The following is a 19,587-nucleotide window of genomic DNA, read 5'->3' as shown; positions in this document are numbered from 1 at the left end:
CATCGCGTCGGTCAGTGAACACGGCGCACGCCGACGTAGGTTCCGACGATGCCAACCAGCGCGATCGCGACACCGGCCAGGAACGACACGTCGAGGGCGCGCGAGGTCGGGAACAAGTGGCCCTCGAAGTCCAGGTGCATGACCGCGACCAGGGCCGCATAGCCCGCACCGGCGATGGCGATGCCGGTCTGCCGCATCGTGGTGCTCAGCGCCTGCGCGGACGAGGTCTCCGCCGCCGGGGAGCTGCGCGCCACCGCCAACGGCAGCGCGGCCAGGCAGACGCCAACCCCCGACTGCACGAAGAGGTAGCCCAGGCTCACCTCGAGCAGGTTCCGGTCGAGCCCGGCACGCAGCAGATAGCCGGCCGCCACGATGGCCAGCCCGACGCGCAGAACCGCCCGCACGCCGAACTCCCGTGCGAAACGAGCGGTCGGCACCGGTGCCACCAGCATCATCAAGTTGCCGGGGATCAGGACCAGGCCGGAGGCCAGCGCGGTTCGCCCGAGTCCGTAGTCGGTCCCGTGCGGGGCCTGCACCACCACGACCACGGTGAGCAGGCTGAAGAAGATGGTGCCGCCCACCACGAGGGACAGCACGAGCACGCCCCCGAAGCGCGCCGACAGGGCCAGACGCACATTGACCATCGGCTGACGGTGCCGCAACTGGTGCACCACCCAGGCAGCGCCGACCACGACGGCGACACCGGCCATCGACCACACGAGCGCGGATCCCCAGCCCCACTCGGAGCCCTTGCTCAGCGGCACCAGCAGACAGGTCAGCACGATGCCGAGGCCGACCGCTCCCCACACGTCGATCTGCCGTGTGGTCGCGGGGGCGTCTGCGGGCACCAGCTTGGCGACGAGCACGAAGACGACCACGGCCAGAAGGCTGGTCGCTGCGAAGACCAGGCGCCAGCTGCCGTGTGCGAGCAGCAGGCCCGCCATGGTGATCCCGACCCCGCTGCCGAGCCCGAGCGTGGCGCTCAACGCGCCGATCACCGCGCCCAGGTTCCTGGCCGGGACCACGTGGCGGACGATGCCGATCGCCAAGGGCACGGTGCCGGCCGCGACGCCCTGCAGGACCCGCCCGACGAGCATCACCTCGAGGCTCGTGGCCACCGTGCAGACCACCGAGCCGACGACCAGGCAGGCCATCGAACCGAGGAGGGTACGGCGGGCGCCCCACGTGTCGCCGAGGCGTCCGGTGACTGGGGTGGAGACCGCCCCGGAGACGGAGTTGGCGACGATGATCCAGGTGGCGCTGGAGGCGCTGATCCCGAAGATCGCCGGGAACTCGCCCAGCAGCGGCATGGCCAGGCTGTAGACGAGCGAGGCCACCGCGGCCGCCGCGACCAGCACCGCGGCCACGGCACCGGGGCGCGCCGACTCCCCCACGTCAGTCCCGGCTGACGACCACGACGAGCTTGCCCGGACTGTGCCCGTCGGCGAGCCGCTGGTAGCCGCCCGCGATGTCGCCGAACTCGAGGGTTCCCGAGACCACCGGACGGATCCGGCCGTCTGCGACAGCGGGCAGAACGTGCTCACGGACTCCGGCGACACTGTCGGCGATCTGCGCCAGCTCCTGGGTCTTCCACGTGGTCCCGATCAGGCTGGCCCGCTTCCCGGCCAGCGCAGTCAGGTCGACCTGGACGGTCCGCTCGCCGAGCCGACCCACGGACACCACGCGGGCGCCGTTGCGCAGGTGTGCCAGTGCGGTGCCGAGCCAGTCCCCACCGACGTGGTCGATGACCACGTCGTACCCCTCGGTGGAGGCGTTGGCCACCTCGTCCGGAGTGTGTGCGACCGTGCCTGCGCCGAGCGACTGCAGCAGGGCATCGACGTCGGTGTTGCGGCTGGTGGCCACCAACGACGCCGGCCCGATGGTGCGAGCCAGCTGGACTCCGATGAGGCCCACGCCTGACGTGGCACCGATGACCAGCACCCGCTCGCCGGCGACCGATCTGGCCAGTGCGACCTGGGCCTCGTACTCGGTGAGCAGAGCCATCGGGAGTGCCGCTGCATCGGTCCAGGAGAGTTCCTCGGGCACCGCCATCAGCAGGCGCTCGTCCACGACGGCGTACTCGGCGTACGCGCGGGCAGTCATCGCCATCACGCGGGTGCCCAGGATCTGGTCGTCGACGCCGTCACCGACCGCGACCACCCGTCCGGCCAGCTCCATCCCGGCGACGTCGGGACCTGTGGTGCCGGCGAACGCACGCTGGCCGTAGCGGCCCTTGGCGTGCAGCAGGTCTGCCCGGTTCATCCCCGCGGCGCGGACCTCGACGAGCACCTGGCCCGGACCGGGCGCGGGCCGCGGGATCTCGACCGGGGAGACCACTCCGTGGTCAGGCACCGCGGCCCGCATCGCTCGCGGTTGGGGCTGCGCGCTCACAGGATGATCGAGAGCACGCCGCCGACATCGCGCAGGGTGTGGTGATCGAGCATCGCGTGCTTGAACGCGATCCCGAACGAGTCACCCTGCTTGCGCAGCCGGTAGTGCACGTCCGCGACGTACGACGTCGTACCGGGCACCCGGGAACGGTAGACGACGACCGAGCACCGGACGCCGAGCTCACCGTTGTCGTGGTCCCAGAGCCTCACGTTGCTGATGATGCGGCGGGTCCGCGAGCGCGGGTTCTCGATGTGCGCGTAGGTGCTCATCAGTCGCTGGACCCGACCACGCAGACCCTCGTGGTCGTCGTCGATCAGCGCCAGGTCCATGGCCAGGTCCCCGTCGGGGTTGTCCGTGGACGGGACGATGTAGTGGCCGTCCTCCTCGAACAGGTCCCGCCACTCCTCGAGCTTCCACGCGTCGAGCAGCTGGGCCTCGTAGTAGAGGAAGTCCTCGACCTCGGCGCGGGTGAACTTCTCCGAGGAGACCTTCTTCTCCTCGGCGTACCTGAAACTCATGCCTCTTCTCCCATCAGGGTGTCCCAGCGCCGCCAGAAGGTGCGCATCTGCAGCTCGTCCCAGTTCGCTGGATGTGCCTTGTCCATGCCGCGGGAGACGTCCGACCAGCCTTCGCCGGGGCGTGCCTCGTAGCCGCGCTGGCAGGACTCGAGCGCCTCGTTGTCGTCGGGGGTGGCCAGTCCGGCCGGACCGAGGAAGGAGAGGAACGACTCGTTGCGCACCCGACGCGATGCCTCGTCCTCGTCGCCGGGGGCGAGGGAGAAGGCGGTGACGTTCATGTGCCCGGGCTGGTTCGGGTAGAAGGTCCGGATGATCACCGCCATGATGTTGTTCAGCACCAGGTTGGGGAAGATCAGCATGTTGAAGTCGAGGTTCGCGATCATCTCCGCACGCTCCTCGCCGTGCCCCTCGACGAGTCGCTGGTAGCTGCGCTCGACGGTCTCCTTGGTGTCCTCACCCATGGAGGGCGTCCACCGTGCGACAGGCCGGCCCCACGGGGCCTGCTTCACCGTGACGGTGTGGCCGTTGCCGAGGTCGAAGGCGTGGGAGTCCTTCCAGTCCTTCTCGGTGCTCCCGGCGATGTCGTCACCGCGCGAACGCTGGACGTCAAGGTAGGTCTTGTGGACCGGAATGGCGTGGTAGCCGTCGGAGCTGTTCTCCGCCAGCAGCTTCCAGTTGCTGCGCATCGAGTACTCGTGGGTGCCAGGTGTGACGCTCATGCCCTTGCCGTCCGGCGCCTGGTCCGCGGTCAGGTCGAGGTAGTACTTGGCGTCGGCGAGGTAGTCCTCGAGCGGCTCCTGCTCCGGGTTGAACGTCGCGAAGACGAACCCGCGGTAGGAGTCGACCTGCTCCGGCTTGGCCAGCCCGTGGTCCTCCTTGCGGAATCCTTCGGGGAACCCGCCCTCGTCGGGCATGTTGATCAGGTCGCCGTCGTTCGAGAACGCCCACGAGTGATAGAAGCACCGGAATCGCTTCTGGTTGCCTCGCCGCTCGCGGCAGACCTCGGCGCCTCGGTGCGAGCAGGAGTTGAGCAGCACCCGCAGCTCGTGGTCCTTGTTGCGGGTGAAGAGGACTGGGCGACCGGCCACCTCCCGTGCCACGAAGTCTCCGGGCTTCGGAATCTCGGACTCGTGTCCGACGTAGATCCAGCACTTGTCGAAGATCTTGCGACGCTCGGCTTCGAAGATCTGCTGGTCGGTGAATACCTTGCGGTGCACGAGAAAGCGGTTCGGGGTCCGCTCGTCTCTCAGGTACTGGGTCTCCCGGGGGGCGATACGTTGAATCTCCGGGGTCACGCTCGATTCAGGCGCGAAGCCAGCCATCGCAGGACTCCTTCTTCACAAAATGTCTATGGTTGGACCATTGTGGGTTAGACTTGCCCTCCGAGTCAAGCGACACGAGAGGAATGGTCATGACGATCCTTTTGGCCTACAAGCCGAACGCCTTGGGCGATGCAGCACTGGAGCGTGCCGTCGAGGAGGCCCGTCGACATGAGGATCGACTCGTGGTCCTCAATGTCGCTCGCGGCGACTCCGCGATCGAGGACAATCGACTCACCGACCCGCAGGCCGAAAGCCTGGAGCAGCGTCTCTCCGACAGCGGCATCGAGTTCGAGATCGAGCGCATGGTCGAGCCCGGTGACGTGGCCGAGGACATCGTCGACGCCGCGGAGCGGCTCGAGGCCCATCTGATCGTGATCGGTCTCCGTCACCGCAGCGCCGTCGGCAAGTTGATCCTGGGGAGCGACGCCCAGCGGATCCTCATGCACGCGACGTGCCCCGTCCTCGCGGTCAAGCCACCTGCCTGACCGACCCCCTCCAGCGGTCGGCGTCCAGAAGTCCTCTTCATTGATTGACACGCCCCCGAGAACGTGGCGAAGACACGATCGATCTCGTCCTCGGCAACGCACCGGGGGCCTCGACCGACATCAATGCCCGGGCGATCTCACCATGCCTGAAAGAGGAGCTGGGCCAGACGGTCGTCGTCAGGAACGCCGACGGTGCCTCCGGCGCCGTCGCGAACCGAGAGATCATCAACTCCGAGCCCGACGGCTACACGCTGGGTCTGAACCCAGCGACCTACCTGACGCTGTCTCCACAACTCGACGACCTCGGCTTCACCACCTCCGACATCACGCCCATTGCCGAGGGCTGGCACTCGTCGCAGATCCTGGTCGCCCGCTCCGACGCTCCGTTCGACACCGGCGAGGAGCTGCTCGAGGCGATCGAGAAGGATCCGGGCAAGTACACGGTGGCCGTGCCGGGGCCAACCAGCCCGAAGGTCTTCGCCCTCAACCTGCTCGCCGACAAGTATGGGCTCGACACGAAGGTGGTGCCGCTGGAAGGCGAGACCGCTCAGCACCGGGCCCTGCTCGCCGGCGACGTCGACGTCACCGCCGTGGAGGCAGCCAAGCAGGTCAAGCCCTTCCTGGACGACGGCCGGTTCGTCCCCCTGGCCGCCTTGGGGGAAGAGCGTGTGGAATGGCTCCCTGAGGTGCCCACCTTGGCCGAGCTCGGCTTTCCGGATGCCACGATCCCCGACAACCGGTGGGGCCTCTACGGTCCCGAAGGACTTCCGGACTCAGTGGTGGGGACCCTCGAGGACGCCTTCCGCACCTGTGTCCAGGACGACGATGTCGTGGACAAGATCGGCGCGGACTTCGTGACGATGCCGTTCAGCGACCACGAGAAGTTCGGCCAGTTCCTCACCGAATCGGAGGCGAACTTCAAGGAGGCGCTCGAGTCGAGCGGCTGACCACCCGGCACGACTTGCGCCTTCACGACGCGTCGGGGTCCACGACCAGGGCATCCCCGGTCATGGGCACCTGGCCGTCGGTTCGGCGGACCTCGAGACGCAGGGCGAGCAACTGCTCCCCTGCTGCTTCGCGCCGCCCCACGACGCGACCGCCGTACACCAGCTCGTCCCCCGGCCAGACCTGCTCGCGAAAGCGAACACCGAAGTCGCGCACGCGTTCGGGACCGAAGATGGTGGCCACGTGGCTGCCCAGGATGCCGGCATGCAGCATCCCCACGGAGAACGCTGACGGGTAGCCGTGTGCGCGGGCCAGCTCGTGGTCGTGGTGGATCGGGTTCAGGTCCCCCGACGCTCCCTGGTATCGAACGATGTCGGTGACTGACACCGGCTCGTCGACGAAGCCGGCGAGAGCGGGTTCGTCGCGAGGCGCGACCTTGGTCGCCGCAGGGTCGCCGGAGGCCGACGGGGGCCGGTCGGTCCGGATGGTCAGATGCCGCTCCTCTGCGCGCAGGGTGCCGTCGGCATCGACGAAGTCCGTGCACCAGTCGATGAAGGTCATGGTCCCGGCCCTGCGGCCGGTGCGTTCGGTGACCTCCCGTATCCGCTGGGTCGCGACCAGGGTCTGCCCTGCGCTCGGCGGCGGTCCGTGGAAGACGTAGCGCTGGCCGCCGTGCAGCAACCGTGACCAGTCGTCAGCGAGGCCCTCGAGGACGCCGCCGCCGGGCGGCAGCCACCACGCAGCCGTGGTCAGAAACGTCGGCGGCGCAACGAGCGGACCGGCGCCGTCGCTCCGTGCGTACGACGTGTGGCGGGCCTTGGTGGCCGCAGCGAACTCCCGGACCTTGCCCTCCTCGATCGGGAGGCGGAACGCCGACCCGGTGTCCCCGGCCTCCGGCAGCCGGGTCATGACCTGCCGCCCGCGGCGAGGAGAACCGCCATCACGTCGGGCTCGACCACGTCCCAGGCCCCGCCCTCGGCCTCGAGCGGCACGTCGAGCCCTCGGCGCACCGCGTCACGGGAGGCCCGCACCGCTGCCTGCGAGGGGTGTCCGGCGATCGTGGCTGCCATCGTGATCGCCTCAGCGACCGGGTCCTCGGCGATCCGGCTCACCAGGCCGCGGGCCAGCGCCTGGTCGGCGTCCAACGACCCGCCGGTGAGCACCAGGTCGAGCAGCACCTTGATGGGGAGCTGACGGGGGCCGCGCAGCAGGCCACCGGCGGCGGCCACGAGTCCATGCTTCACCTCGGGCAGGCCGAACCTCGCAGGTGGGCCGGCGACCGCGAGGTCACAGGCCAGGACCAGCTCCATGCCGCCTCCGAAGGCGAGCCCGTTGACCGCGGCGACCAGGGGCTTCCCGAGGTCGCGCCGGACCAGACTGGTGACATTTCCGTGGCGCAGCCCGTCGGTGAAGGCGGGCCGTTCGTCGATCTCCTTCAGGTCCGAGCCGGCACAGAAGGCACGGCCGGTGCCGGTGAGCACGCCGACAGCCAACTCGCCGTCGTCCTGTAGTTGGTCGAATGCGGTGTGCAACTGCTGTGACGTTGCCCGATTGATGGCGTTGAGGGCCCCGGGTCGGTCCAGCGTGATGATCAGGACGGGGCCCCGGCGCTCGGTCCGGACCGTGCGGTCCGACGTCTCCTTCATGGTGTCCTCCTGGTGTGCTGTTCATCCATGGGCTGGGTTCCTTCGGCGGTCAGTGGGCGGCGAGCCGGCCGCGGGAACCGGGCCGCCGGCCGGCAGTCCCCGATCGCGGCGCAGGATGCGGCGGGCCCAACGGACGACGACGATGCCGAGGGCGCTGATGACGGCGGCCGTCAGCCAGCCCACCTCGTACGACGTGGCCTCCACGAGCATGCCGAGCAGGACAGGTCCGATGGCGGCGCCCCCGGAGAAGCCGGACTGGACCGTGCCGGTGGCCGAGGCCACGGCGCCGGGGCTGTCGCGGATCACGGCGAGGTGGAACAGGCCAGGCCACGTCCAGCCGAGGTAGCCCAGGATCGCGCCGACGATGAAGACCCAGCCATCGCCGATGGCCAGCAGCAACATCCCGACCACCGTGAGAAGCATGATGTTGACCGAGGCGATGTAGAGGCTGCGGCCCTGGATGCGATCGGCCAGCCAGCCGGCCGAGACCCGTCCGACCAGGCAACAGGCAGCGCAGAATGCCAGCAGGTAGCCGGCCATCCCGGGTTCCACACCTGCGTCGACCGCGGCGTCGACGAGGAACACACCGAGTGCGGTGACCGAGCCGGCGGCCAGCCCGCCACCGATGGTCAGCACCAGCACCCCCCTGCGGCTCATGGCGGGCCCTGTCGGCACCTCACCCGTGGGCTCCGTAGGCTCCGTGGGCTCCGTGGACTCCGTGGAGTCCAGCACCGGCGTGAGCTTCCCGCGTGGACCAGGCGTACGACGTCGGCCACCGGCCAGGGTGATCACGCACATCACCACGGCCCCACCGATGGCCCACCGCCAGCCGTAGTTCACGGCCACGATGGGCACAGAGAGGCCACCAAGCAGGGATGCGATCGGAATGTAGGACTGCTTGAAACCCATCGCCAGTCCCAGGCGACGGCGGCCGACCACCTCGGTGATCATCAGGTTCGCGGTGGGTTGTGCGGCCGCATTGCCGAGGCCCGCCACGAACAGGGCCAGCACGAGCACGGGGTAGGACGGCGCGACCAGCACGATCATCAGCGCGATGGCGGCGAGTGTGAGGGAGAAGTGGAAGCCGAACCGGGAACCGCGGTGTTGCACGACCCGCCCCATGTGTCGGGAGGTCAGGCCGCCGACGCCGAACGAGACGGAGGTGGCCAAACCGAGGGCGCCCGGCCCGAAGTGGAGGTCGTCCTGCAGTTGCACCGCCAGCGCACTCGTCAGAAAGGTGGGCAGGGCACCACAGATCGTGATGGCCACGGCCAGCAGGGTCCCGGTGGTCTGGGACCGTCGGGTGTGCGGGTCAGGCCCGTTCATCGTCGCCCGTGGCCTCCGGCAGCCGGGCCCGCAGGTCACGGGTGATCGCCTCGAGGTCGCCAAGACCGCCGACGGCGGCGAGCACCCGGTCTGGCCGGACCACGGCCAGCTCGGAGTCGTGCCTGCCGAACCAGGTGGCCAGTTGCCCGTGCACGTCTTCAACCCGGACCTGCCCGAGCACCGACTCGGGCGCCGGAGACCGGGAGATGTCCGCACGGACGAAGGTGGCGCCGAGCCGGGACCAGAAGGCGTGGTCCTCGTCGGACAGCCCCGCGACGGGGTCGCAGCGGTAGCCGATCACCGCGAACCGGGGCCCCAGCACGTCGTCGAGCGGCACGTCGTTCCCGTCGTACTCGACGTTCGGCTGGACGAACATCGAGCCGACCGCACGGTGCTGGTCAGCGCCGGCATGGTGGACGAACGCGCCCGTGGTGTAGCGGAGCGGCGTCGAGAACCAGCGGGCCGTGAGCGGGTCACGCAACCGTCGGGACCGTCGTACGCCGTGCATCACCGCGTCGCGGATCGCGACCGCCCGGCGCTCGCGAGGGATGAACACCTTGCCGAAGCGCCGCGACAGCGCGATCACCTGACGGACATGGGCGGAACGCTCGGCGTCATAGCCGGCGAGCAGGGCGTCGGAGTCGAAGCCCTCGCGCGCGGCTGCCAGCCGCCAGCCGAGGTTGGTGGCGTCACGGATCCCGCTGTTCAGGCCCTGCCCGGCCCAGGGCGGCATCAGGTGCGCGGCGTCGCCGACCAGGGCAACGCGACCGCGCACGAAGCTGCCGGTCTGGCGTGCTTGGTGGCGGTAGACCTGAGCCCGGATGATGTCGAGAGCGGCGACGGAGGGCACCAGCGGCGACAGGAGTCGGCGCAGTCCCGCGTCGCTGACCACCTCCTCATCCGACTCTCCCGGCAGCAGCATCAGCCCCCAGCGACGGTGACCGTGAGGCAGGTGCCCGGAGTAGACCGGACGCGCGGGGTCACAGAAGAAGGATGAGTACGGCGCGTCCCACGGGTCATTGCTCACCTCGAGGATCAGCCAGGGTTCCTCGTAGGTGTCGCCCTCCAGCGGCAGGTCAGCCAGCTTGCGGATGGTGCTCCGTGCGCCATCCGCACCCACAGCGTGGCTCGCCCGGAGCTCGCGGCACTCCCCCGTCACGACGTCGCGGACCCCGAGCGTGACCGACGCACGGTCCTGATCGAGGGAGAACACCTCGGCGTTGTGCTGGACCCGCACATGGGGAAAGCGCTGGACTCCCTCGGCCAGGACTCGGTCGGCAAGGTGCTGCATGAACATGTTCCGGCGGAACCACCCACCCTGTCGCCCACCTTCGGGCTGCCGGTGGATGTCCGCCAGGAGAGAGCCGTCGGCGGCGAAGAACCGGACAGCGGTGTTCTGGACGATGTCGGGAAGCATCTGGTCGACCAGTCCGACGGTCTGGAAGGTGCGCAGCGCGTCATGGTCGATCCCCACTGCTCGCGGGTAGTTGACCTCGCTCCCGGGGGCCGACCGTTCGAGCACCACGGTTGAGAGGCCCAGGTTCCCCAGCAGGTTCGCCAGGGTCAGGCCGGTGGGCCCCGCTCCGACGATGGCAACGTCCGCGTCCACTGGCCACTCCTCACCACGGTGATTGAATGGTCCAATCATTGGGCAGTGGCGCGGGCTGGTCAAGAGCTGGTGCGCGAAAGCGAGATGGGGCTGGGGGCGGTCAGAGCTCAGCCCAGCGGGTCGCTCGGATCTTGCCCCCGGCGGAATCCCGTTCGACGGGCTCACCGCCGGCCACCCGGGGCAGCCCTGCGATCGGGAGGAACGCCCGCACGACAGGCCAGTCCGGCTGAATTCCCAGATGCTGCGCCTGCGGGTCCAGCACCGCCTCCTCGGGCCGCAGCACGGGCGCCGCGGGGATGTCGTGCTCGCGCAGCAGCGCCAGCCAGGCGTCCCGCGGGCGGGTCCGGAACGCCCTCGCCACCGCAGCGTCGATCTCGTCGGCCCGCCGGCAACGCTCGGCATAGTCACTCAGGTCCTCGCGCGCCGCCAAGTCGGGACGCCCGATGAGCTTGCACAGCGCGCACCAGAATTGGTCCTCGACCGCCGCGATGGTCAGGCACTCGCCGTCGCCGGCCTCGAAGACGCCGTGCGCCGGGCGGCGCAGCAGCTCGTCCCTGCCGGGCATGCCCTTGTCGACGTACTCCCCGTAGCGCGGCGCGAGCAGCGCGTGCCCCGTAGCGAAGAGGGAGACGTCGAGGTGCCGGGCCTGCCGCGGCTCACGCAGGGCTGCAAGCACCCCGATCACGCCGTAGAGGGCGGCACCGATGTCGGCCTGCGCCACCGGCACCGCATCCGAGGGCGGGGTCCCCGGCCCGCCGGTCAGCCAGGTGCCGCCGGCCCGCGAGAGGTAGTTGGCGTTGTGGCCGGGTTCCCCCGCCGCCGGCCCACTTTGGCCCCACCCACTCAGGGACAGGTAGACCAGCCGGGGATTCAGCTCCTTGAGTGCCTCGAAGCCGAGGCCGAACTTCGCGGTGGCGCCGGGACGCCCGTTCTCGAGGAGTACGTCGGCCTCGGACGCGAGCTCGACGGCGAGCACCCGGTCTGCTTCGTCGCGCAGGTCCAGCTCGATCGAGTGCTTGCCGCGGTTCACGACCGAAAAGGTGCCCGCACCGAGGTGTCGCATCGGGTCTCCGCCGGGGCGCTCGACCTTCACGACGATGGCGCCCAGGTCGACCAACATCTGGCCGGCGAAGGGTCCGGGCAGCAGGCTGGTCAGGTCCAGGATGCGCACTCCGGACAACGGCAGGTCAGACTCCACGCGACTCTCCTCCAGGTTCGGCCCGATGGCCGGGGTGTGGTCATCCTTGGCGCGCACCCGACCTTAGTCAATGGTTGGTCCATAGTCGAGAGGAGGCGGGGGTCGCGGGCGGCCGATTCCGGGGCAGTCGCCCGGCCGCTCGGTCTGATGGACCAGGTGGTCCATCAGACCGAGCGGGGCCGCGGTTGCCAAACCTCAATGTCGGTGCGCGCTCCTACGGTGACGCAATGCCAACCAACAACGCCACCACCAACGGCTTCGCCACGATCGCCCCACCCGCCGCCAACGCCAGCATGCTCAGTGCTCGCCAAGCGGCGGCAGTGCTCGTCGACATGGGGGTGACCCGCGCCTCCGCTCGTCGCGCCCTCCTGGCCGGAGTCGCGGGGCCGGGCCTGCGACTTCGGGGCAGCCTGCTCTATGACGAAAGGCGAGTCCGGGCGCTGGTCCGCCCACACCTGCAGGCACCCGACCTGGTGGAGTCGGTCCAACGACCTTGCTTCGTCGCCAGAGTCGGTGAGGGCGTCCTGCAGACAGGCAACGGTGAGGCGCAGACGTCTGAGGAGGTCCGTCGCTGTGAGGAACAGGCACGACGAGCCCTGGAGCCCGGTTGGCACATGTCGTGGCTGACCCGCATGCTGCTTGGCCTGCGCGTCGAGCGTCGCCAACCGATGGCGTTCATCGGACTGGTCGGTGGGTTCCTCGCGATCGGCGCCGAGGTCACCGCCATCCACGGCAGCCAGCGCGACCACGCAGGCACGGCGCAGGCGGGCATGCAGCAGGCCACCCTCACCCTGGAAGCGCCGGGAGCGTGGTTCGAGCAGTTCGCCGGCAGGCACCTGCCGATGTCCTTTCGCGCACGGTGGACCACCATCGAGCCCGAGAGCGCCCAAGAACGCCCGCTCAGCAGGTGACATCCACGGTCGATCCGGTGAACCCGATCTTGCGCACGTCGACGGCGACGGCGTTGACCCACTGACGGTGGTTGAGGAGCGAGGAACGAGCGTCTCGACACCACCGCGCCGATCACTCGTCGTCGAGCAGGCCCTTCTTCTCCGCCTTGGCGACCACGCGACGCACGTTCGTCAGCGAGCCGCAGCCCTCGTCGATCAGCTTGTTGCGTCGCGCGGCCCACTTCTCGCCGAGCTCACGGCGTACCTTCGCCGAGACCTCGGTGCGCGCCGGAGCGATGATGCTCAGCTCCTCCTCCGCGACGTGGTGCGCGATCATGTTGCTGAGCTCTTCGACCGCGTCGGTGAAAGCCTTCGTGTCGGTGCCCTTGAGCTCGAGGACGGCGAGCAGCGCCTCGTTGCCCTCCGCGTGCTCCTCCGTGCCGTGCTCGATGTCGTGGGCGTCGACGTCCCCGGCCTTGCGCCGCAGGACGGGGTAGACGATCTCCTCCTCCGCCTCGCCGTGGGCGATCAGGACGTGGGCGAAGGCCTGACGGGCGGCGTCACGATCCGCCGTGTTCTGGCGCAGCTGGCTGAGCAGCAGCTCGAAGCGACGGTGGTCGTCGGTGATCAGGTCGAGGACGTCGCCCGAAGTGGGGCGACCCAGGTCGATTCCAGAAGTGGTCATGCTCCCGACGGTACCCACTTGTGCCGATCCAACGGCGGAGAACTCGATGGTTGAGGAACGCGCGTCTCAGGGCGCCGAGCAGACCGAGGTCAGCCGCTCCCGTTCGGGCGACTCGCCGGGGGCGGTGCTGAGCACGTGACAACCACTGACGACGCCCTCAACCTTCAGATACTCACCGTCACGTACGGCGTCACGGCGGGCGCCGTCGACCCACACCACAGGGGGTAGGTCGGCAGCCGCCGGCACGGAGATCGTGCCCTCCGTGTTGCCGGGAACACTGACCCCGAGGTCGGTGTGGTCACCCACCCGGGCGAACGCGACACCGATCCGGCCCTTGAGCGTCGGCAGGGTCACCTGCGCCCAGTCCAACGAGGCTCCCTGCGGCCGCACCGCGAACTGCCCGTAACCGGGGGCCAGCGGCTTGATGCCGAACAGGCCCTGCGGCACGTTGTAGGCGGGCGAGGCCGCCCACGGGTGCGACCAGGTCATGTTCGGCTTCAGGCTGACGTCCCAGGCTTCGGCCGTGGCTCCGGCACCGTTGTCGATCATGTTCATCCAGCTGCGCAGACCGTCGTCCGTGAGCAGGTGCAGGGCCACGTCACCCCGGTCGCCGTTGTAGAGCGCCTCAATCACGAAGGCCGCGCAGAACACGCTGCACTGCATCCCGCGCTCACCGAGGTAGTCGGCCGCGCGGGAGGCTCGCTCCGGCGTCGGCACCCCGAAGGCCGTGGCGAAGACACTCGCCTGGACGGCGAAGTGATCGATGGGTGTGCCGTCAGCCGACAGACCGTCCCGATAGGCACCCCGCTCCTCGTCGTACAGCCGATCGTTCATGGCGGCGCGCAGCCGTTGCGCGATGGAGTTGAACCGGGCCGCGTCCGCGTCCTTCCCGATCGCCGCGGCCATGTCGGCCATGTCGCTGAAGCTCCGGTAGCCGATGGCATTGACCACCGTGTTGTATTCACGGAAGACGTAGCCGTCTCGCTCGGAGGCCGGCCAGTCGACGATGTCGCAGTCGGTGCATGAGCTGCCACCGGGATTCTTGCGAATCAGGCCCGTGCTCTCCTCGAGCCACCGCGTCGGAAGCTTGGCCACGAGGGCGTCGTAGTTGTGGCCCAGCGCCGCCACGTCCCCAGTCTGCTGATAGCTGTCGTGCACGGCGAGGATCGTGTACATCGGCCACTCCGTCGGCCAGGTACGCCGGGTCATCAGGTATTCGATCGAGTAGTTGCCCAGCGTCGGGTCGGAGGAGGTGAAGAAGTTGGCCATCATCTGCAGGTAGCTGTCGGCCTCGTAGGCCTTGCGCTCCCGGGTCCAGGAGTCGACGTACAGGTTGTGGTTCGTCGCTTCGACGGTGTGCCGTGACAGCTCCCACACCTGGTTGAGGGCGTCGTCGGAGGAGTCGAAGCGTGCGCCGTCGCTGTCGTAGGGATAGACCTGCGCGACCAGCGGGAAGTCCTCCGCCGTCAGCCCAGCCGGCGCACCGATCACCTCGGCGTACCGGAACAGTCGCATCCCCCAGGTCTCGAGGTGTTGAGGACCGTCGGTCAACGTCCAGACATCGCGGTAGCTGTTGCCGGTGCGCATGTTGTGGCGAACGGTCTGCGGCGAGCTCAGCTCTTCACCGAAGCGCAGGTCGACCTGCTGGCCGCGGGTGCCTTCGAGGTCGAGAGCCAGGCCGCCGATCCAACTCTGGCCGTAGTCGATGAAGTAGTGACCCGGCGCCTTCTCGACCACGCTGACCGGCAGCTTGCGCTGCTCCTCGACCTTGTCGGTGGGAGTCGGCTGGAGGTTGGTGAACGGCTTCTTGACGACGGGGGCAGACCATTCGCTGTCGTCGAATCCCACCTTGTCGTAGCCGGTCGGGAAGGTGGCCGCCTGGAGGTTCTCCTTGGGCGCTGCGAAGAAACCGGTGCCGATCGAGCCGGCATCGGGGAAGACCGCACCGCCGATCATGGTGCGCCACGAGTCGTCGGTGCCGATCACCTGGCGGGTGCCGTCCATGTATTCGATGACCAGCTCGGCCTGGAAGCGCTGGTCGGTCGGCGTCCAGGCGAGAGCCCCGAGGGCGTTGCCGCCCTCACTCACCAAGCGGGTGACGTCGTAGCCGTCGAACCGAGTCTCGGTGCTGATCGAGCGGGTCGGGCCCAGACCGACGAACTCACCGTTGAGGTACAGCTTGTAGACGTACTGGCTCCCCGGTTCGGCCGAGGCGCCGGTGGCGAACACGGTCGCCCAGCGGATTTCCTTGTCGGGCGCGGTGTCGAACTCACCCCGGAGGAACGCCCAGTCGTTCGACGTCACGCCGTACAGGCAGCTGCTCGAGGTGCCGATGACGAGCCGACCGCCGGAGACGGTGCCACACGAGAAGTCGCTGGTGGGGACGTCGAAGTCCTGCTGGAACAGCACTCCACCCCCCGTACTGGTCACGCTGAGGTCGTCCCAGGCGCTGGTCTCGGAGCCGCCGGTGCGAAAGCCGACCGTGCCGTGGGAGAAGGGCACGTCCTGCGTGGTGTCGATCAGCTGGTCGTCGAGGAAGGTCCTCACCGTGGAGCCGGAGACCTCGAGGCGCAGGTCGTAGTCGGTGTCGCGCTGCAGGCTCACCGGGAGCGGAACGGTCTTGAGAACCTCGTAGCGGCCACCGATCCGGGTGTGCGGAGCGAGCTGGTTCACGCCGTCGCCGCGCAGCTGCCACATCAGGTAGTTGTCGTTGTCCTGGGCGTTGAAGACGATGGTGGCGTTCTGTCGAGCGATCCGGAAGGTGGCCTCGAGGGTGTAGTCACCCCACTGCGGAGCCGTGCCCTCCGGCGCCCAGATCGCCTCGCTGTTCGACCAGGTGGTGCCGAGTGCGGTGCCGAAGGCTGCCGGACGCGACCATGGTGAACGATTCCCGGATCCGTCCCAGGTGCGGACCCGCCAGAGGTAGGACTCCGCACGGGTGAGCGCCGGCCCGCCCCAGGCAACGTTGGTGCTGTCCGGTGAGGCGACCCGGCCGGAATCCCACACGAGAGCGCGACCAGAGTTGAGCCCCTGCGTGGTCTCGGCCACCTGGACCTGGTAGGCCGCCTGCTGCGCAGACGAGACCTGCCAGCCCAGCGTTGGGGAGTCGGGGTCGACGTCGGCCGGCGTCGTTCGCTGGTCGACCACCAGGCCGCTCGGCGCCGGCCCCGCAGCCTGGGCAGGCCCGGAGGCTGCCGTCACTGCGAGAGCGCCGGAGGCGACCAGTGCCAGAGTCACAAGGAGCGCCCGCAGGGGCTGTCCTCGTCGGGATCGCTGCATGCTCTGTCTCCTGTAGGAGCGCCCGCGCCGCCCCAGTCGCGATTGATACGTTTCAGACAACGTAGAGCCCGGCCGGGACTGGGGCCACACTTTGGCCGGATGCGGTCACCCGACCGGCGTCAGAACCAGCGGTCGAGCTCCACGGCCACCCCGTCCTCGCCGACACTCGCGGTCGAGGCGTCCGCCGCATCGTGCACGTCCTGCACGGCCTGCCCCATCGCCACTCCGCGGCCGGCCCACTGCAGCATCTCGATGTCGTTGCGCCCGTCCCCGATGGCGAGTACGTCGGCAGCACCCACGCCGAGCCGTTCGGCGACGAACGCGAGCCCGGAGGCCTTGTTCACCCCGACCGGGGAGAGGTCGAGCCAGTCGGTCAGGTTGGCGACGTAGTCGGTGCCGGCCAACCCCAGCTCCGAGGCCAGGGACGCCAGCTCGGCCGAGGAGCTCCCGGGGCGCCGGATCATCACCCGGGGCGCGCGCCGCCAGCCGATCTTCTCGGGTGGGAGCACCGTGCTGGGCGCCGACAGCTCCCCACGCGGGAACGGCCGGTTCACCTGATAGCCGATCACCGCCTCCTCGACCGCGATCATCGCGTCGGGAAATCGCGCGAGCACCGCCTCCACGACCGGTCGGGCGTCGAAGCACCAGTCGCGCACGATCCGCGGTGGTGCGTACGTCGACACCACCGCACCGTTCGAGCCCACCAGCCAGCCCGGCGACGGCAGGTCCAGCAGCGCCGCCACGTCCACGAGCCCGTGCGTCGACCGCCCGCTGGCGAGCACGACCGGTACGCCGGCACGCAGGACGCGGGCGACCGAGTCGAAGACCGCAGGCGTGACCTTCTCCGAGGTCTTGTCGGTTCCGCGTTCCCACTCCAGCACACAGCCGTCGACGTCCAACGCCACGAGCCCGGGTCGCCAAGTCATGCCCGAACGCTAGCCGCACCCCTCGTTGGTCGAGTAGCCGCGAGGAACGAGCGGCATGTCGAGAGCCACCGCGTTGGCGCGGATCGATCTCAGGAGCCGTCGTACTCCGGCCGCGACGCCCTCGACTCTTTGACCACGACCACGCCCCTTGCCCGGGGGAACTTCGTGCGCGGAGGATGCGAACCCGGCAAACCCTCGATGACGCCCAGGCTTGGGGCCCTGCTGTGCCCGACGATCAAGCCGTGAGCGCGATCGAGGTCCTTAGTCACCGACCGCGTCGGACACCGACCACTTCAGGGGAAGGCTCAAGAGGCTTAGCTGGGCACCGCGCTCCATCAATGGCTCGATCGAGTCGACTTCGTAGTTCGGGATCAGTCGGTGCCACTCCTCGAGCGCCAGCTGGAGTTCCTGACGCGCCAGGTGGGCGCCGGCGCACCGATGAGCACCGGCGGCAAACCCCAGGTGAGCACTCGGCTTCCGGTCGATCTTGAATGTGTCAGGGTCTTCGAACTTGTCGCTCCGGCTGGCGATCGAGGCCAGTCCGTAGACCATGTCACCCTCCTTCATCGGGCATCCGCGGAACTCGACGTCGCGCGTCAGCACGCGGCCATCGCCGTAGACCTGACCGTGGTAGCGCAACGACTCCTCGACCGCGTTCACGGACAGCCCGGGCTCGTCGAGCAACCGCTTCCGATCGTCAGGGTTTGTGGCCAGGTGATGCAGCAACCAGCCGAGCTGTGCCCGCGTCGTGTCCAGCCCGGCGATGGTGAGGAAGAAGCAGATGTCGACCACTTCAGAGTCAGAAAGCGGTCGCTCTCCGGTCCCGTCCGGGTTGACCGTCGACTGCAGCAGGTGTCCGATGAAATCGCGTTCCCGCGGCGCTTGTGGCGTCGCGCGACGCTTGTCGAGGTTCTCCTGGTAATAGTCCTTGATCTTCTTCGCACCCGACGCATCAAGACCCGGCTTGCGACCGCTGTAGCCCAGGAAGAACTCGTCGACCCACTCCACCAGGAACTCCGTGTCCTCCTTGGGCATCCCCACGAAGTCAAGGAAGACCTCCGTGGGATACCGGATGGCGAACTCGGCCACGGCGTCAATGCTTCCCGATTCGGCGAAGGACTCGACGTAGCGCCGGCAGATGGCTCGATGGTTCTCCCTATGTTCACGAATTGCCGATGGGGAGAACCAGTCGTTGAGCAACTGCCGGAACTGGATGTGTTCCGGCGGATCGATGTTCATCGGAATCATGCGCGCATGGGGCTCCGGGTTCCACGCAGTGATGACGCGAGCGGAGAAGGTGTCTCCGTCCTGGTACATCTCTTTGACTGTGTCATATGAGGTGAGCACCCAAAAACCTTGGGCGAGAGTGTTGAAGAGCACCTCACCCTTCTCCCGAAGCTCCTTGCCCATCTCCCAGTAGCTGCCGGCTTCGCGCTCGGGCGCCACCTCAAAATGAACGACGGGGCAACGCACGTCACGGTCGACGGACGATTCCTGAACTGACATCTCGGTTCTTCTCCTTCAGTTGACCCCGCCCAAGAGAGGTCGGACTCGGTTAGTTGGTTGTGGACTCAAGCAGGGCACGGCACTGCGACACGTTCGCGGCCACCGCCTGGGTCAGCAGATGAAAGTCACCGCTGCAGAACAGCACCCGGATTCCGTTGTCCACGGCGTCCTGGACCTCAGTTAGCGACCCAGCCACCGGGATGACCGGCACGCCACGGGCTTCACACGTCTTGGAAATCGATGCCAACGCGTCCTGTACGACCTTGGGCATCGAGCTGTAGCTAATCCCCGAGGAGTAGTCGGCCACGTGTCCGAGAGACCTCGCCAGGTCGACGTGCCCCGGGGTCACCGCATCAATACCCGGAACGGAGAGGATGGCGTCCAGGTTCTCGACACCCTCGAAGTGCTCGATCTGGATGATGCACACCACGTCCTCGTCGGCTTCGGTGACGTAGTCGGGACCCCGTAGCAACAAGTTCGCGACGCCACCGACACTTCGCCGACCGACCGGCGGATACCGGCACGCGGCAACCGCCGCGTTCGCCTCCTCCACTGTGTTGACAAGGGGAACCATCACACCGTCTGCGCCCTGGTCGAGGACCCATTCGATCTGGTCGGCCCGCCCGGGCGCCACGCGCGCGATCACGGCCGTGTCTGTGCCCCGAACCGCGGCAACCACGTCCCCGAACGACGAACCACTGAATGCCGAGTGCTGGACGTCGACCATCAGGAAGTCGTAGCCTCCAACGGCCATCACCTGCGCCGTGGCACGACCTTCGAGCATGACCAGGCCGCCGAGCGCGAAGGGCTCGTCACCGGCCAAGGCCCGGCGAAGCTTGTTCCGACGCATCGGAATCAGTT

17 protein-coding genes are annotated in these 19,587 nt (G+C 68.5%); 3 read left to right on the top strand and 14 right to left on the bottom strand.

What is annotated here, in order from left to right:
- Nucleotides 1-11: 11 nt before the first annotated feature.
- From NJ4_RS16350 to NJ4_RS16335, 4 genes are read right to left on the bottom strand one after another with little or no spacing between them, the layout of a single operon-like run.
- Nucleotides 12-1,394, bottom strand: coding sequence for an MFS transporter (locus tag NJ4_RS16350; protein WP_067437527.1), 1,383 nt, complete (start codon nt 1,392-1,394; stop codon nt 12-14).
- Between the two features lies 1 nt (nt 1,395).
- Nucleotides 1,396-2,352: a zinc-binding dehydrogenase gene (locus NJ4_RS16345; RefSeq protein WP_169799279.1), complete on the bottom strand. Its 957-nt coding sequence runs from the start codon at nt 2,350-2,352 to the stop codon at nt 1,396-1,398.
- Between the two features lie 35 nt (nt 2,353-2,387).
- Nucleotides 2,388-2,909, bottom strand: coding sequence for an aromatic-ring-hydroxylating dioxygenase subunit beta (locus tag NJ4_RS16340; protein ID WP_067437523.1), 522 nt, complete (start codon nt 2,907-2,909; stop codon nt 2,388-2,390).
- Nucleotides 2,906-4,231, bottom strand: coding sequence for an aromatic ring-hydroxylating oxygenase subunit alpha (locus NJ4_RS16335; RefSeq protein ID WP_082748759.1), 1,326 nt, complete (start codon nt 4,229-4,231; stop codon nt 2,906-2,908). The genes NJ4_RS16340 and NJ4_RS16335 overlap by 4 nt, the downstream gene beginning before the upstream one ends.
- Before the next feature lie 89 nt (nt 4,232-4,320).
- Here NJ4_RS16335 and NJ4_RS16330 point away from each other — a divergent pair, with 89 nt between their 5' ends.
- Together NJ4_RS16330 and NJ4_RS16325 are read left to right on the top strand one after the other, a co-directional pair.
- Nucleotides 4,321-4,716 (top strand): universal stress protein, encoded by a 396-nt coding sequence (locus NJ4_RS16330; RefSeq protein WP_067437619.1) that lies wholly within the window; start codon nt 4,321-4,323, stop codon nt 4,714-4,716.
- Nucleotides 4,717-4,760: 44 nt separating this feature from the next.
- Entirely contained in the window at nt 4,761-5,663 is a 903-nt protein-coding gene (locus NJ4_RS16325) for a tripartite tricarboxylate transporter substrate binding protein (protein ID WP_067437521.1), read from the top strand.
- A 22-nt stretch (nt 5,664-5,685) separates the two neighbouring features.
- On the opposite strand, the gene NJ4_RS26010 is transcribed toward NJ4_RS16325, so the two are convergent.
- From NJ4_RS26010 to NJ4_RS16300, 5 genes are all read right to left on the bottom strand, one after another.
- Nucleotides 5,686-6,570, bottom strand: a complete 885-nt coding sequence (locus NJ4_RS26010; RefSeq protein ID WP_169799278.1) for an FAS1-like dehydratase domain-containing protein — start codon at nt 6,568-6,570, stop codon at nt 5,686-5,688.
- Nucleotides 6,567-7,307, bottom strand: coding sequence for an enoyl-CoA hydratase/isomerase family protein (locus NJ4_RS16315; protein ID WP_067437519.1), 741 nt, complete (start codon nt 7,305-7,307; stop codon nt 6,567-6,569). The genes NJ4_RS26010 and NJ4_RS16315 overlap by 4 nt, the downstream gene beginning before the upstream one ends.
- Nucleotides 7,308-7,328: 21 nt before the next feature.
- Nucleotides 7,329-8,633 carry an MFS transporter gene (locus NJ4_RS16310; protein ID WP_067437517.1) on the bottom strand — a complete coding sequence of 435 codons (1,305 nt, stop codon included), beginning with the start codon at nt 8,631-8,633 and terminating at the stop codon, nt 7,329-7,331.
- Nucleotides 8,620-10,281: a bifunctional 3-(3-hydroxy-phenyl)propionate/3-hydroxycinnamic acid hydroxylase MhpA gene (gene mhpA / locus NJ4_RS16305; RefSeq protein ID WP_082748755.1), complete on the bottom strand. Its 1,662-nt coding sequence runs from the start codon at nt 10,279-10,281 to the stop codon at nt 8,620-8,622. Before mhpA ends, NJ4_RS16310 begins: the two co-directional genes overlap by 14 nt.
- 61 nt (nt 10,282-10,342) lie before the next feature.
- Nucleotides 10,343-11,440: a CaiB/BaiF CoA transferase family protein gene (locus NJ4_RS16300; RefSeq protein ID WP_169799277.1), complete on the bottom strand. Its 1,098-nt coding sequence runs from the start codon at nt 11,438-11,440 to the stop codon at nt 10,343-10,345.
- Between the two features lie 227 nt (nt 11,441-11,667).
- Here NJ4_RS16300 and NJ4_RS16295 point away from each other — a divergent pair, with 227 nt between their 5' ends.
- A complete protein-coding gene (locus NJ4_RS16295) occupies nt 11,668-12,351 on the top strand; it encodes a hypothetical protein (protein WP_067437509.1) in 684 nt (227 codons plus the stop codon).
- A 112-nt stretch (nt 12,352-12,463) separates the two neighbouring features.
- Here the strand turns inward: NJ4_RS16295 and NJ4_RS16290 are convergent, their stop codons facing one another.
- From NJ4_RS16290 to NJ4_RS16270, 5 genes are all read right to left on the bottom strand, one after another.
- Entirely contained in the window at nt 12,464-13,015 is a 552-nt protein-coding gene (locus NJ4_RS16290) for a hemerythrin domain-containing protein (RefSeq protein ID WP_067437507.1), read from the bottom strand.
- A gap of 66 nt (nt 13,016-13,081) precedes the next feature.
- Complete coding sequence (locus NJ4_RS16285) at nt 13,082-16,294, bottom strand: family 78 glycoside hydrolase catalytic domain (protein ID WP_082748753.1); 3,213 nt, start codon at nt 16,292-16,294, stop codon at nt 13,082-13,084.
- A 119-nt stretch (nt 16,295-16,413) separates the two neighbouring features.
- A complete protein-coding gene (locus tag NJ4_RS16280) occupies nt 16,414-17,220 on the bottom strand; it encodes an HAD family hydrolase (RefSeq protein WP_067437501.1) in 807 nt (268 codons plus the stop codon).
- Nucleotides 17,221-17,481: 261 nt separating this feature from the next.
- Complete coding sequence (locus NJ4_RS16275; RefSeq protein ID WP_082748751.1) at nt 17,482-18,726, bottom strand: cytochrome P450; 1,245 nt, start codon at nt 18,724-18,726, stop codon at nt 17,482-17,484.
- A gap of 49 nt (nt 18,727-18,775) precedes the next feature.
- On the bottom strand, nt 18,776-19,510 hold the full coding sequence (locus NJ4_RS16270; protein ID WP_281178337.1) for an HpcH/HpaI aldolase family protein: 735 nt from the start codon (nt 19,508-19,510) through the stop codon (nt 18,776-18,778).
- Nucleotides 19,511-19,587 lie beyond the last annotated feature (77 nt).

Source organism: Nocardioides jensenii JCM 1364 = NBRC 14755, assembly GCF_001552535.1.
Taxonomy (GTDB): domain Bacteria; phylum Actinomycetota; class Actinomycetes; order Propionibacteriales; family Nocardioidaceae; genus Nocardioides; species Nocardioides jensenii.
This window is presented reverse-complemented; position numbering and strand designations above follow the sequence as displayed.